Source organism: Polyangiaceae bacterium, from assembly GCA_020633205.1.
In the GTDB taxonomy this organism is placed as follows: Bacteria; Myxococcota_A; Polyangia; order Polyangiales; family Polyangiaceae; genus JAHBVY01.
This window is the reverse complement of the sequence record JACKEB010000020.1, coordinates 296,513-310,109: the sequence shown is the minus strand read 5'-3', so window position 1 is coordinate 310,109 and position 13,597 is coordinate 296,513. Positions and strand designations below refer to the sequence as shown.

At 64.5% G+C, this 13,597-nt stretch carries 11 protein-coding genes; 5 read left to right on the top strand and 6 right to left on the bottom strand.

Going from position 1 to position 13,597, the window contains the following annotated elements; all coding sequences use genetic code 11:
* Window positions 1–47: 47 nt before the first annotated feature.
* The gene (locus H6718_32520) at window positions 48–872 is read right to left on the bottom strand and encodes a biotin--[acetyl-CoA-carboxylase] ligase (protein MCB9590184.1); all 825 of its coding nucleotides are present in this window, start codon (window positions 870–872) and stop codon (window positions 48–50) included.
* Window positions 873–947: 75 nt separating this feature from the next.
* Here H6718_32520 and H6718_32515 point away from each other — a divergent pair, with 75 nt between their 5' ends.
* Both H6718_32515 and H6718_32510 read left to right on the top strand, forming a co-directional pair.
* Window positions 948–2,168: an aminotransferase class I/II-fold pyridoxal phosphate-dependent enzyme gene (locus H6718_32515; protein MCB9590183.1), complete on the top strand. Its 1,221-nt coding sequence runs from the start codon at window positions 948–950 to the stop codon at window positions 2,166–2,168.
* Window positions 2,168–2,950 (top strand): carbon-nitrogen family hydrolase, encoded by a 783-nt coding sequence (locus H6718_32510; protein MCB9590182.1) that lies wholly within the window; start codon window positions 2,168–2,170, stop codon window positions 2,948–2,950. The genes H6718_32515 and H6718_32510 overlap by 1 nt, the downstream gene beginning before the upstream one ends.
* A gap of 16 nt (window positions 2,951–2,966) precedes the next feature.
* On the opposite strand, the gene H6718_32505 is transcribed toward H6718_32510, so the two are convergent.
* Both H6718_32505 and H6718_32500 read right to left on the bottom strand, forming a co-directional pair.
* Complete coding sequence (locus H6718_32505) at window positions 2,967–4,571, bottom strand: GMC family oxidoreductase (protein ID MCB9590181.1); 1,605 nt, start codon at window positions 4,569–4,571, stop codon at window positions 2,967–2,969.
* Between the two features lie 186 nt (window positions 4,572–4,757).
* Entirely contained in the window at window positions 4,758–6,593 is a 1,836-nt protein-coding gene (locus tag H6718_32500; protein ID MCB9590180.1) for a M48 family metalloprotease, read from the bottom strand.
* Between the two features lie 353 nt (window positions 6,594–6,946).
* Between H6718_32500 and H6718_32495 the strand changes: the two genes are divergently transcribed.
* Complete coding sequence (locus H6718_32495) at window positions 6,947–8,089, top strand: hypothetical protein (protein ID MCB9590179.1); 1,143 nt, start codon at window positions 6,947–6,949, stop codon at window positions 8,087–8,089.
* A 10-nt stretch (window positions 8,090–8,099) separates the two neighbouring features.
* Here the strand turns inward: H6718_32495 and H6718_32490 are convergent, their stop codons facing one another.
* A complete protein-coding gene (locus tag H6718_32490) occupies window positions 8,100–8,567 on the bottom strand; it encodes a hypothetical protein (protein ID MCB9590178.1) in 468 nt (155 codons plus the stop codon).
* A gap of 106 nt (window positions 8,568–8,673) precedes the next feature.
* On the opposite strand from H6718_32490, the gene H6718_32485 reads away from it, so the two are divergent.
* Window positions 8,674–10,107 (top strand): serine/threonine protein kinase, encoded by a 1,434-nt coding sequence (locus H6718_32485; protein ID MCB9590177.1) that lies wholly within the window; start codon window positions 8,674–8,676, stop codon window positions 10,105–10,107.
* 96 nt (window positions 10,108–10,203) lie between these two features.
* The gene (locus H6718_32480; GenBank protein ID MCB9590176.1) at window positions 10,204–11,181 is read left to right on the top strand and encodes a hypothetical protein; all 978 of its coding nucleotides are present in this window, start codon (window positions 10,204–10,206) and stop codon (window positions 11,179–11,181) included.
* A gap of 3 nt (window positions 11,182–11,184) precedes the next feature.
* Here the strand turns inward: H6718_32480 and H6718_32475 are convergent, their stop codons facing one another.
* Complete coding sequence (locus H6718_32475; GenBank protein MCB9590175.1) at window positions 11,185–12,204, bottom strand: hypothetical protein; 1,020 nt, start codon at window positions 12,202–12,204, stop codon at window positions 11,185–11,187.
* On the bottom strand, window positions 12,201–13,511 hold the full coding sequence (locus tag H6718_32470) for a sigma 54-interacting transcriptional regulator (GenBank protein ID MCB9590174.1): 1,311 nt from the start codon (window positions 13,509–13,511) through the stop codon (window positions 12,201–12,203). Before H6718_32470 ends, H6718_32475 begins: the two co-directional genes overlap by 4 nt.
* Window positions 13,512–13,597 lie beyond the last annotated feature (86 nt).

The following is a 13,597-nucleotide window of genomic DNA, read 5'->3' as shown; positions in this document are numbered from 1 at the left end:
GGCCAGCTATCGAGTGAGTGACGCGGTGACGCCTCCCCATCGTCCGCTCAAGCTAGCTCGATCGTTCCGTTTTCTATATGGAAATAGGTGCCGTCTTCTACCTCGAGTAGCAACGCACCGTTCTGATCGATGCCGCGGGCGGTCCCGCGACGCTCATCGACACGCACCGTTCTGCCCAGCAGCCCGTCGTGCGCGCGCAGCTCATCGAGCATCGAGCTGAGTCCTTCGCGCTCGAACTGCCCGAGTCGCCGCTCGAGCTGGATGAGCACCCGGGCAAGCACGCCTTCTCTCGTGAGCCGGGGGGCGCCTTCTGCCTGCTCGCTGAGTGCCAGGCTGGTTGCCAAACTCGCGATCTCCTCGGGCAGGTCGCGGCTCAGCACGTTAGCGCCCACGCCGATCACTACCGAGTCGAGCTTGTCACCACTGAGCTGACTTTCCACGAGGATACCGGCGAGCTTCTTCCCATCGACCCAGACATCGTTCGGCCACTTCAACTGCGGAGCGCTCTTCGTGTACTCCGCGATCGCATCACGTACCGCTAGACCCACCGCGAGGGTTAGCCGACTGGCTGTCTTGAGCTCGAGCGGCGAGCGCACCAGCACGCTGAAGAGCAGGTTCTCTCCTGCCGGCGAGCTCCAGCTCTTGCCGCGCCGTCCCCGCCCCGCCGTTTGGCTATCTGCGATGAACACGCTGCCATGCTTCGCGCCCTGCCTCGCGGCGCTGATGGCCTCGTCGTTGGTCGAGCCGATTTGCTCGAAGTGGACCACGTCCTGAGCGAGCTGATGGCTGAGGGCGGCGCCCAAGCCGTGGCTGGGGGAGCCGCCGCGTAGGCGCGCGAGTTCGCTGTGGAGCCGCTCGATTTCGAAGGGCATAGGCTGCGGCTTTACCACGCCGCAGCGTCCTTGCCCCGCTTTCGCGAGGGACCCAAGGGTGTCATGCTGCGCGCGATGACGAGCCTGCGTTTGCCCCACCTCAGCAGTCGGCTTCAGGGTTTCGGTACTACGATCTTCGCTGAAATGACGCGCCTCGCGATCGAGCATCAGGCGCTGAATCTCGGCCAGGGTTTTCCGGATTTCGACGCACCGACCGAGGTGAAGGAAGCAGCGCAGCGCGCTATCGCCGGTGGATTGAACCAATACGCTCGGAGCTTCGGCGTGCCTCAGCTCAATCAGGCGATCGCTGAGCACCAGGCGCAGTACCGCGGCTTGACGTACGACCCTACGAGCGAGATCACCGTCTACTCGGGCGCCACCGAAGCCATCTGCGCGACACTTCAGGCGCTCTGCGAGACCGGTGACGAGGTCGTGATGTTCGAGCCTTTCTACGACTCCTACCGCGCTAGTGTGGCGATGGCGGGTGCTGTGTCGCGCGTGGTGACATTATCCCCAGGGAAAAATGGATTCGAATACTCCCTGGCAGAGCTGGAAGCCGCCATCAGCGGGAAGACAAGGCTCATCCTGCTGAATACGCCTCACAACCCAACCGGAAAGGTCTTCACGTCGCAGGAACTGCAGCAAATCGCAGAGCTCTGCCAGCGTCATGATTTGCTGGCAGTAACGGACGAGGTCTACGAGCACCTCGTCTACGAGGGGGAGCACGTCTGCCTGGCGAGCCTGCCAGGCATGCGCGAGCGAACGGTGGTGATCAGCTCCGCTGGCAAGACGTTCTCCTGCACCGGCTGGAAGATCGGCTGGACTTGCGCGCCACCCGAGCTGACCCGAGCGCTGCGAGCCGCGCACCAGTTCATCACGTTCGCAACGGCGACACCGTTTCAGCATGCCGTGGCTCACGCCCTAGGCCTGGGGCCTGGCTATTTCGAACAACTGCGAGGCGAATACCGCGCGCGTCGCGACCTGCTGAGCGCCGGGCTCCGAGACGTGGGCTTCGGGGTGATTGAACCTCAGGGGAGCTACTTTATCTGCGCAGATATTCGCGGGCTGGGCTTCGCGAGCGGGACCCAACTCTGTCAGATCCTGCCGCGGGTTGCTGGAGTTGCGGCGATCCCCAACGCTGCGTTCTACCTGGATCCAGCGCGTGGCGACGCCCTCGTGCGCTTCGCTTTTTGCAAGACTCGAAGCGTGCTCGAACAGAGCGTGGAGCGACTGCGGCAAAGCATAGATAAGCTCCGCGCGGAAGCAAACGGCGCTGGGATCTCGGGAGGCCGGTGATGCGGGTCGCGGCGGTTCAGTACGACATCGCGTGGGAGGACCCGGCACAGAACTTCGAGCGGCTCCGCAAGCGCATCGCCGAGGCAGCGCAGGCGGGCGCGAGCCTGGTCGTGTTGCCTGAGATGTTCAGCTGCGGCTTCTCCATGGCGACCGAGCGCATATCCGAGCCGTTTGCGGGGCCCAGCGCGCAGTTCGTGGCACGAGAGGCGCAGGCGCATGGGGTTTGGCTTTGTGGTTCGTTTCCAGAGCTCCTGCCTGAGGATGCGGAGTCAAAGCACGATGCGCGCCCGGCGAACACTCTGGTGCTCTCGAGCCCTGACGGTGAGCTCAGCCGCTATCAGAAGATTCACCCTTTTACCTTCGCGCGGGAGCACGAACATTACCGGGCGGGAACAGAGTTCCTGGTGCGGGAGGTGTGTGGTGTCTCCTGCTGCTTCTTCGTCTGCTACGACCTGCGCTTTGCCAACGAGTTCTGGGTGAACGCGCCGCGCACAGACTGCTACGTGGTCGTTGCGAACTGGCCCGAGAAGCGCCGCAGCCACTGGCAAGCGCTGCTTCTCGCCCGCGCCATCGAGAACCAGGCCTACGTCGTCGGGGTGAACCGGGTCGGTAAAGGCGGTGAGCTCGACTACGCCGGAGACAGCGCGATCATCGATCCACTAGGTCAGACGTTGTGCAGCGCCGCGATCAGCGAGACCACGCTTTACGCTGAGCTAGATGCCGCGCTAGTCAAGAAGGCGCGGGAGCGCTTCCCGGTGCTCCAAGATAGACGCGATCCATAGCTACTTTCGAGAGTTCCTACTGCGCCGCGTGCGCTTCGTCTGGCAGCGCGACCTTTGCGGGGATCAGGCTCATCGCGCGCTCTGCCAGCGCCGTGATGGTCAGTGACGGATTCACGCCGGGGTTTGCCGATATGGTGGAGCCATCGATCACGTAGAGTCCCTCATAGCCAAACACGCGGTGCTGCGCGTCGATGACGCCTTGCTCGGCGCTCGCGCCCATGGTGCAGCCGCCAAGTATGTGCGCGGTCGTCGGGATGTTGAAGAGCGTCTCGGTGAAGCCGCTGAAAGGGATCCCGCCGGTCTTCTTTGCGAACGCCTCTGCGAGTTCCGTTGCCTCGGGGATCGAAGCGGTGGGCGCCTCTCCCCCCTCGAGCTCGGTGACCATGCCGCGCCGAAACGCGGTGAAGACGGAGCGGCCGAGCTTGAAGCGCAGGGTGCCCTCTGCGGTCTTCATGTAGAGCAAGATGATCGTGCTCTTGGCCCAGTCACCGACGAGCACGGCGCGCAGCATCTTGATTGGATGCAGTAGGCAGAGCAGCATCGCGCGCAGCAACTTGATGGCGCCAGGGCTATAGCCCCCGACGTGGGGCATTTGCATCGTGCGGAAGAAACCGGAGCCTTCGCCGTAACGCACCACCTCGAGGTGTGAGTTGTCGTCGATCTGGTAGATGCTGCCGATTGCGACACCCTTGGACAGGTCTTGTTCGCGATCCTTGACCGTCACGAAGATCAGCGACTCCGAGTTCGTGCGCACTTGGGTGCCGAGGGTGTTCGAGAGCTTGGGTAGCGCCTCGGGGTCGCCCTTTTGACGTAGCAAGAGCTTGTTCGTGCCGAGGGCGCCTGCGGACACAATGACTCGCTTCGCGGAGACGCGCTCAATGGCTCCCGCCTTTTCGAACTCCACGTCATAGCCGCCTGCCTCGCGCGGTAGAATGCGGGTGACCCTGGACTCGTCGGAGATTTTTAGTCCTTGGTTTTCCGCGAGGTAAAGGTAGTTCTTGTCGAGGGTGTTCTTCGCGCCGTGCTTGCAGCCGGTCATGCACGCACCGCAGCGGATGCAGCCCGTACGAGGCGGCCCCTTTCCGTCGAAGAAGGGATCCGGGACGGTTTTTCCCGGGTTGTCGAAGTACACCGCAACCTGGGTGCTCTCGAAGCGGTCTGCGGCACCTCGCTCTGTTGCGATTTGCTTGAGGATTTGGTCTGGGGGGGTGAGGAACGGCGTTTCCACGGCGCCAAGCATGCGGCGCGCTGTTTGGTAGTGCGGCGTCAGCTCGGCCTCCCAATCCGCGAGGCCTCCCCAGCTCGGGCTCTTGAAGAAGCCGCTCTTAGGGATCGGCAGCGTGTTCGCATATGTGAGGCTGCCACCGCCAAAGCCGGCGCCCGCGAGCACCGTCACGTGCTTGAAGAACTGCATCTGAAATAGACCACGGCAGCCCAGCGCCGGTGCCCAGAGCCACCGCTTCACGTTCCAATTGCTCTGGGGAAAATCCTCGGGGCGCATTCGCTTGCCGGCCTCGAGCAACTTGACGTCGTAGCCCTTCTCCACCAGCCGCAAGGCGGAGACACTCCCGCCGAAACCGGAACCAATGATGATCCAGTCGTGATCGAACGCGTCGCTCATGTCGCGCTTGCTGTACCCCCAATTTGCGCGGAGATCAGCTGCGCAGTGGGTTGCTGAATATCGTTCAATAGCGAGCGGCTCCGTGACCCCTCGCTGAATTTCCGCGCGTTGAGTCCCACGCGACCGGCGCTCCGACGTCTCGCGCACCCCGTCGTTCAAGAGAGTGAACGGCGTCAGCCTGGGAGTTCAGCGGAGGCGTGCGCCGGCTACCTTCGCCGCAGCCTCGAATCGCACGTCTCGATCGCCGCACAGCTCCACGAGCCCATCCAGTTCGAAAGACTCCATCACATGCACCAAGTGCGGGATGACGTCCTCCCCGACACCCCGCACCGCAAGCACGTGCACTGGATCGTCCGTCCGATAGCGGGTGCGTTTGCGCACGATGACCGCTTCGCTCACTCCCGGGTGCTCTGCGATGGCGGATGTCAAACTCGCCATCACGTCATGGGGTAGCTCTGGTGGTAGCAAGGTGTCCGCGATCAGCCATACGCTGCGTTCACGCTGCATCGCCGCCATATGGGCATCCGCGTGCTTCAGTGTTTCCCCGAGGTTTTCTACCTCGCCACTACGTCCGTGCTTGGTGTGCCAGGCCATCAGCATCCGACTAGCGATCGAGGCAGCAACTGGATCGAGTGCCATGGCGTCCCGCAGCCACCTCTCCCCCTCGTCCTGCTCGCTCAGTAGCAGCATGCGCCCGAGTCCAAGCAGTGCGCCGATGTGCTTTGGATCGCGTGCGACCACGTCGCGCATCAGGACGATGGCTTCGTCCCGCGTGCGATGGTCTTCGATCAGATCGGCCCGTTCGTAGAGTTCGTCGTCATTCAGCTCGCGGGTTTGCGCCAGCGTCTCCAGCGCTTCCAACCGCGCGCGTCCGCGCAGGTACTCCTGATGGCGGTGGCCCCACTCCACGAGATTGTCGAACTTCCACTGATCGCTCAGGTAGTGCTGGAGTTCCGCCACCTTCTCTGGGACCAGCAGATCTTCCGCTGCGTTGGCCGCAATATCCGTCGGGACCTCTGGCGCGACCCCCAGCGCCTTCAATCGATCCTGAAGGCTCGGGTGGGTGTCCGCGCACGTCGTGCGTTCGGCAAGCGCCTCTTGTAGCCAAAGCTGCGCCTGGGCACCTAGCGGCCGCTTGATGACCTGCGCCATCACCTGGTGGAGGTCCCCTGGAGGCTCAGGCTGGACCTTGACGCGGTCGTCGAGGAACTCCCAGAAGTTCTCCTGCAGGTGACGCTGCCGCAGTTCCCCGCGGATCAATGCGCGTGCGGCCGTCTGATTGCCGACCAAGCGCGCGGAGGCGGCGTCGGCTTCGTATTCCTGAGCCCGCCCGAGGACGAAGGTATAGGCGTTGAAGAATGGCGCGTAGCGGCTCAGGAACCAGCCCACCACCGCTCCGCCTCCGCGCTCTTCGAGTTCCTGGTGGAGGTACGACCAGGAGTGGCGTACGCGGTAGATCCAAGCTCCGAAGCCGGCATGTCTGCGAGAGAGATGTCCGAGTTCATGGGCAAGCACGCTGCGAAACTCGTCGGTGCTCAACGAGCGCATCAACGGGAGGCCCACCAACAGGTAGCGTCGAGAGCCCAGCATCAGCCAGCGAGGCACCTCCACGACTCCAGCGTTGTTGTCGCCGACTAGGAGCACGCGGTGAATCGACCCGACCCGCAGCTCCTTGCGAAGCTCTTCTAGACAGCGAAAGAGCTTGGGTGAGTTTTCCTGAGTCAGCTGGAGTCCCTCAGGCACTGGGATGCGCACGAATACGGCTTTGATGATTCCCCCAACGAAGAGCAGCAGTGGAATCACCAGCTTCACGCCGAGCTTGAGCATCACCCACCGCGCCGGCGACAGCACCACGGCAACGATCAGCAGCAGGCAGCCGATCACCGCCCCCCCAACACCCATGAACAGCACACCAAACCCGAAGAGGGCCAGCAGCAACACTTGAAGTCGATACAGCCACGGGTGTCGCTCTTGGCGCGCCTCCAGGCGCGCGACGATGGTTTCGAAGCGTTCGAGGGTCATGAGTCGTTCCTGATCGTACTCCACCCACGGTTTGGATCGAGATGCGACGCCACAGAAACGAGAGGGACCGCGCGGCCGCGCACAGAGCCGCTAGGGTGCCGCCGTTCCACCAGAGGAGATATCGCAAACGACAGGGGAAACCTAGGGAAGCGTGACGTCAGCTCGACTAACGCTCTGTCTAGCGCACGCTTCCTTACACGGCGCTGCCACCCGGGGGCTGTCGCCGCGAAGCGGGACCGCATGGTCCGAGCCCGCGCTGGAAGGAAACGAGTGGCTGAGGCAGTATTGGGCGCGGTCCTGCCGGGGGCTTGACTGGGATGCATGCGGTGCCGTGTGGATATCGATACCTTTGGGTGAGCTTGTGTTGCTTCGCCTGCCACGGCGGAACGCTTGCCAAAACGCCAGCCGCTGGGACGGCTACGCGGAAACCGTCGCAAGGCGTCGAGCAACCCTCCGAGTTTCAGGTCGCCGCGGTGTATCAGGGGCCGAGCCGCGAAGGCTGGCTGGAGGTCCGCGCGATTGGAGATGAGGTCTACTTGCAGCCCGCGTTCCTGAAGTTCGTGCATGGACGCTTCGAGACCGGCTACGGCTCGGGCGGCGCGCTCTTCGGCACCTCCGAGGACGACTTCTGGAGCGCGAGGTACAACTTCGAGGCTTGCGGTATCTGTCCGACGCTCAGGCGGTGGGATGGTTGGCGCTGGCGCGCAGTGACGTTGCTCGACACAGGCGATCAACAGCCTGCGGGCTGGTTCGACATTTGGATGCCCGGGGTAGCGTTCGCTGCCTACCGGCAACCCCGAGGTTTCGCCATGGTGCTCAAGTTGGTCTACGCCGACGGTAGGCCCTCGCGAAGCCTGCCGAGCGACATCGCACTTTGGGGCGACGCTCAGTTCACCCCTTCCCACGTGGTTGTCACTGGATCAGATGCCGCGGGGAAATCTTTGGCTGAGATTTGGCAGCGAGGGATTGAGCGCCGAGAGGTCGTGCGACCGCCGGAGCGCTGCTCCGACCGGGTGTGGGTGGAGCTGCCTGATGGGCACCTCGCCTACGCTGGTACTTCCCAAGACGACCAGATCTGTGGGCTGGAACGCGTCGGAAGTGGTTGGAAGCCACTGGAACTGCCGGCAGGGTCAGGTTCGGTGCTCGCTTACCGTGTGGATTCGACGGGCGAGCAGTGGGTGATCGTGGGGGTAGTGGGTGAGGAGCACGTATTCCGCGAGCGACGGGTGCTTCGGCGCACAAGCGGCGCCTGGAGGCCTGTCGAGCTGCCTTTGAGTGGGGGCTACTCGTGGCAGCCCGCCGATCTCACGCTGGATCGTAGCGGTACGTTGTGGGTGATCGCGAACCAAGAAGTGCCTTGCGCTCGCTACGCCGTGCTGCGCCGCGGAGAGGTGAGCGAGGTCTGCACGCTAACCTCCTGGAGTCAGGTCACGTGCAGCTACTCCCCGGAGCCACAAGGCTGCGTCTACAACGACTGGCGCCGAGACGACTGGTGAGCGCCCGCACTCAAGGGCACTGAACCGGGACTTCGCCACCGCAGCTCGGCGTGGTCGCGCAGTCCCTGACGAGCACGCAGGTGCCGTCGGGCTTCTTCACGACGCGCCGCTTGGAGACTTCAGGTCCGTCGTAGTCGCTTGGCGGAGGAGGCGGGGCGTCGCCTTCGGGGAGCCGTTTGGGTTTCCCTGGGGATTTCTCCGGTGGTGGCTTGGCTGCCTTCCCGCTTTCTGCTTTGCCGGACTCGTCCTCCGGCTCAGCGGGCGGCGGCGGCGCCTTCGAGGGTTCCGGGGCTGCGCTTGGGGACGGCGGCGGTGGCGTTGTGGGTGCAGCGGGTTCGGGGGTGGCTTCCGCGCAGCCAAAAGCGAACGCCGCTACCAAGGCCACAATCAGCAGCTTGGAAACACGCCTATCACCGGGCCGATTGCCGACGTTGCCACGCGCTTTCCGGGGGTTAGTCCGCCTCGCCCTGCCGCCCATGGGCGCACCTTATCAGCTCGTCCGGGCTGGATGACAAGCCTGGATGATGGGGCCCAGCAGAGTGCGAGCGGCGGAGCCGCGCCTGCTGTGATAGGTTTCCCAGCGCGTGGAGCTGGAAGCGGGCGAGTTGATCGGCGCGAAGTACCGACTCGAGCGCCCTTTGGCTCGAGGCGGCATGGGAGAGGTGTGGATTGCGCGCCACATCGAGCTCGAAGTCGACGTCGCGGTGAAGTTCATCCAGGCCTCGGCGAATCACTCCAAGGCCAGTGCGCGCTTTCGTACCGAGGCCCGCGCGGCGGCCCAACTCAAGAGCCCCCACGTCGTGCGGGTGTATGACTACGGGTTGCACGAGGGCGCGCCCTACCTCGCGATGGAGCTCCTTGACGGACTGGATCTTCAGAGCCGCATCGATGGCCTCGGCAAGCTGTCGCCTGAACAAGCGTTACTGGTCGTGGAGCAAGCGGCGAAGGCGCTGGGCGTTGCTCATTCCGCGGGGATCGTGCACCGGGACATCAAGCCGTCCAATCTGTTCCTGGCACTTGAAGGTGGAGACGAGGTGCTCAAGGTGCTCGACTTCGGTATCGCGAAGCAGGAGCAACCGGACGGCGCGACCACTTCCCAGGGCGTGCTCCTCGGGTCTCCCGCGTACATGAGCCCGGAGCAAGCACGGGGGCACGCCGTCGATGCGCGCAGCGACCTGTGGTCCCTGGGCGTCGTGGTGTTCGAGATGTTGAGCGGCGATTCACCGTTCAGTGGAACGACGGTGGGTGACTCGATCGCGAAGATCTGCTGGGAGCCGTTGCCGCTGATTCATGAGCGTGTTCCGGAGCTGCCCGAGCGCTTCCAGGTGTTCTTCGATCGCGCCTTGGCGCGCGACAAGGAGCGGCGCTTTCAGAACGCAGATGAGTTCCTGATAGGTTTCCGCGAGGTAGTGAATCCGAACGCTGAGTTGTCCGGCTACGCGCCGGCACGCACCAGCCTGGTGTCGGGGGCCTCTGTTTCAGGGGATTGGGGCCGCACCGAGCCGACCGTCGAGCTGTCGCCGTCTTCAGTGATCGATCGCAGCGAGGGAGCGAGCCTCGAAGCGAGCAGTCACGTCATCGCACCTCAAGCCAGACCGCGTTGGGTGTTGCCCATCAGCGTGCTGGTGCTGGGTGCGCTGGGACTTGGGGCGGTCTACCTCTCGACGCGTCCTGCGGCGCGCCCCGAAGCAGCGGCGCCGAGCGCACCGGTGGTCTCAAGCGAGGACAACGACGCTTCGAACGCTGACCGCGACCAGCCCGCGATGAACCGAGCCCCTTCCGACGCGTCCAGCACTGCGGCCGAGCCCAGCACTGCGGCCGACCCCAGCACTGCGGTCAACCCCGACGCGTCAGCCGAGCCCAGCGCGTCAGCCCCGCCCCGCGCCTCGACGTCGCCCGCTCCGCTGGAGCTTGCCCCGAGGGTTCGTCAACCGGCTCCGCCGGCCGCGAAACCGCCCAAGACCAACGTTCCGCCCGAGAAGAAGCCGCCTGCTCGCGACGACACCTTCGGTATCTAGCGCGGATCTGGGGGTTTTTCCTGTGGACCTGCGAAGCTTCGGAGTTTCGGCTAAGTAGCGGGGGTGGTTTCGACGCTGCGACCCCCTCCCGGCAGATTGAGCAGACTGCGGGCTGCTTGGGTTGCGCTGTTGCTGTCCGTTGCGGCGCCCGTCGCGGCGCAACCCAGCGAGCCGGACGAAGCGACTCGCGCTGAGGCGCGTCGCCTGGGGTACGACGGGCTCTCTGCGTTCGAAGCGAAACGTTGGGCGGTTGCCTACGAGCGGTTCCGCGCGGCAGAAGAGCTGGTGCACTCCCCAGTCTTCGTGCTCTACATGGCTCGGGCGAAGTTGAAGCTTGGAGACCTCCTCGAGGCGTCACGCTTGCTCGCCTCCGTGGAGCGATCAGGCCGCCCTGGGGAGGACGCTGCATGGCAGCGTGCGAGAGACGACGCCGCCCACGAGCTGGTGGAGCTCGAGCGGCGGATCCCGAAGCTCGTCGTTCAGGCGGAGCCCGCGCCGGCGAACTACGGCCTCCAGGTAGACGGCGAAGCCGCGAAACTGGGTGAGCCGCTGCGGCTCAACCCCGGAAAGCACACGGTGACGCTGCTGGTCGGTCAACAGCGTCGCGTCGAGACGTTGGAGCTGGCGCCTGCCGAAGGCACACGCAAGCTGGTCCTGAAGCTCGAAGAGGGCTCCTCTCCCCCAAGAAAAGCGACTGCGAAAGCGACCGAGACGCCTCCGCAGGGCGACGTAGGGCAGGACACTCAAGGCGATGAGGCGACGGGAGTGCCCGCTTGGCTCTCCTTCGGAATGATGGGACTTGGCGCTGTGTCCCTTGGCGTTTCAGGCTTCGCGTGGCTCAAGGCCAATGACCAAGCGGATGCTGCGAAGGAGAACTGTCAGGGCAATGTTTGCCCTGAGGAAAATCAAGGGGCGAAGGACGACGCCTTGCTGTACGCAAACGTCAGCACTTGGACACTGATCGGCGGTGCGGCGCTCGTGGTTGGCGGTGGCGTGCTCTGGCTGACGTCCAGCGACTCGAAGACCCAGGTCGGCGTGGGGCCGCGCTTCGTGACGGTCCAGTCGAGCTTTTGACCTCTAGTTCTTGAGGGTCTCCAGCTCGAGCAAGCAGGATGGCTCGTCGGGGATGGTAGCGCGGCTGATCCGCAGGTAGTCGACGAACACTTCCGTGTCCAGCGTCGGGCCCGAGTAGACGTGGGTCGCCGTGCCGAGTTGGTTGAAGTTTTGTGGGTGAAATTCGTTTCCTTCGGGAAATCGTCGGATGACCCGGAGGGAGGACTCCTGGCCGCTTTGAGCCACGAGGAGCATGTCGTTTCCGCTGCGGCACATGCCCGCGAAACCCACCAGATCCCCGGTGAACGTATTCAAGGTTTCGTTCGTGCTGGAGGGAGAACCCAGCGGGGTGGCCTGGGGCAGCGCTCCATAGGTAGGAGTGCCGGTGACCGGTGCGCCCAGGGTGCTGAGAGTGATCAACACGTTTGCGATCCCGGTTGGGGCGCGCAAGACGATTCCACCGCCGGCGAAGCCGTTTTGGGGGATGCCGCTATGGGTCGCGAGCGACTGCACACGCACGTGGCTCAGCGCCGCGAAGTCCCCGCTGGGGATCTGTTGGTAAAAGAAGCTGCCTTCGCTCTGACCGTACCAGGGAGTCACGTCCGGCACGACGCGCAGCGCGCCAGCGCTGAAGTCGTAGGTGGTGCCGCTGGTGACCTGGAGCTGGAAGCAAGCGAGGGAGCTCGAGTCTTCGTATTCGCTCCCGAGGGTTCCACAGTCGCTGCCGCCAGTTGAATTCCCTGCGGAACCTGAAGAGCCTGCAGCCCCTCCAGTCGCTGCCGTGCCGCCAGTCGCTGCCGTCCCGCCAGTCGCCGCCGTCCCGCCTGTACTCGAGCCGGCCATGCCAGCAGCGCCGGCGCTTCCTGCTGATCCCGCGTTGCCAGTGCCAGCCATGCCGGAGGTGGCCGCCATACCTCCGGTGGAGCCACCCGCGCCGCCGGAGCCCGTGAACTCCAGGCTGTCGAGCTCGAGCAGTCCGCCGCACGCCGTGCACGGCACTAGCAGCAGCGCCGAGACGCCGAGTAGGCGGCGGGCGTGGCTCATCGCTTCACTCCCAACTTGCTAGCGAGCTTCCCGAGGTAGCTGCGCTCGAGCCCAGCGATGCGCGCCGCTTCCGACTGGTTCCCGCCGGTGTGTTCGAGCAACTGCTGCAGGTAGATGCGCGTGAACGCAGCGAGCAGCGCGTCCTTCTGTTCCGCGTAGGCTCGACTTGGATCGACCCAGCTGCTGAGCGGACCATCCAGCTCGTTTCCAGTCGCTGCCGCCTGGGTGAGCAAGCCGATCGCTAGGTACGCCTCCACTGCATTTCGTAGTTCGCGCGCATTTCCCGGCCAGTTTTGTGCTTCCAGTTGCGCGAGGAAGTCCTCTGGCAGCACTGCGCCTCCCGCCTTCTGCGCGAAGGACGCGGCCAGTAGCCGAATATCCTGTCGCCGCTGGCTGAGGCTCGGTAGCTCGAGGCGCACCACTGCCAGCCTGAAAAACAGATCCTCACGGAAAGAGCCGCCGCGCCGAGCCTCGTCGAGGTTTCTGTTGGTGGCGGCGATGACTCGCACGTTCACCTGGCGGGGCAGGTTCTCGCCGACTCGTGTCACCTCTCGCGCCTCGAGTGCGCGCAGCAGGATGGGCTGCACGTCGAGGGGCAGCTCCCCGATTTCATCCAAGAAGAGCGTGCCACCGTCGGCCAGCTCGAAGGCGCCGGCTCGCGTCTCCGAGGCGCCCGTGAAAGCGCCCTTGCGGTGCCCGAATAGCTCGCTCTTCACCAGATCGCGATCCAGTGCAGCGCAGTTGATCGCGACAAAGTTCCCTGCGGATACGGCTGAGCCAGCGTGGATCGCGCGAGCCACCAGTTCTTTCCCCGTGCCGCTCTCTCCTTCGAGCAACACACTCACGAGGGACCCTTCGAGGCGCTGCAAGATCGCAAACAGCTTGAGCATGCTCGGGGAGTTCCCAAGCAGACCGCGATAGCCTTGGTTTGCCAGGGGTAGGTCTAGCAGGTCGCTCAACTCGAGCTTGAGACTCACGGAGCCCAGCATCAGCTCACTGCCCGGCGTGAGGATCGCGCTCTCGATACGCTGACCCAGATAGCGGGTCCCGTTGCGACTGCCCAGATCGCGCACCGACACGCCTTCTGCAACGAGTCTGAGCTCCACGTGTCGCCGCGAGACGGTGGGATCTTCAATGATCAAGTCGCAACCCGGAGCCGCTCCGATGATCAGCCGGCCTTCCTTCAGGGTCCACTCCGCCGGCTGTGCAGGTGCGCCGAGGACACGCACGCGCACCGAGAGAGGCGCTTGCACGGTCTCACCGCGCACGGCGTGCGTTGCGTCCCCAGCAGTAGCTTGATCGCTCACCACCGCTGTATAGCTGGCAGGAGAAAGTGGGCAAAGCCGCGGAATCATAGGGGCGCCCGTCGGAGGCGCAGCGCAGCGCATTCCGG

Bases quoted from the DNA above. Each gene is read 5' to 3' on its own strand.
- H6718_32515 (MCB9590183.1), top strand. From the start codon at position 948: ATGACGAGCCTGCGTTTGCCCCACCTCAGCAGTCGGCTTCAGGGTTTC.
- H6718_32490 (MCB9590178.1), bottom strand. From the start codon at position 8,567: ATGGGCGGCAGGGCGAGGCGGACTAACCCCCGGAAAGCGCGTGGCAAC.
- H6718_32475 (MCB9590175.1), bottom strand. From the start codon at position 12,204: ATGAGCCACGCCCGCCGCCTACTCGGCGTCTCGGCGCTGCTGCTAGTG.
- H6718_32510 (MCB9590182.1), top strand. From the start codon at position 2,168: ATGCGGGTCGCGGCGGTTCAGTACGACATCGCGTGGGAGGACCCGGCA.
- H6718_32520 (MCB9590184.1), bottom strand. From the start codon at position 872: ATGCCCTTCGAAATCGAGCGGCTCCACAGCGAACTCGCGCGCCTACGC.
- H6718_32505 (MCB9590181.1), bottom strand. From the start codon at position 4,571: ATGAGCGACGCGTTCGATCACGACTGGATCATCATTGGTTCCGGTTTC.
- H6718_32500 (MCB9590180.1), bottom strand. From the start codon at position 6,593: ATGACCCTCGAACGCTTCGAAACCATCGTCGCGCGCCTGGAGGCGCGC.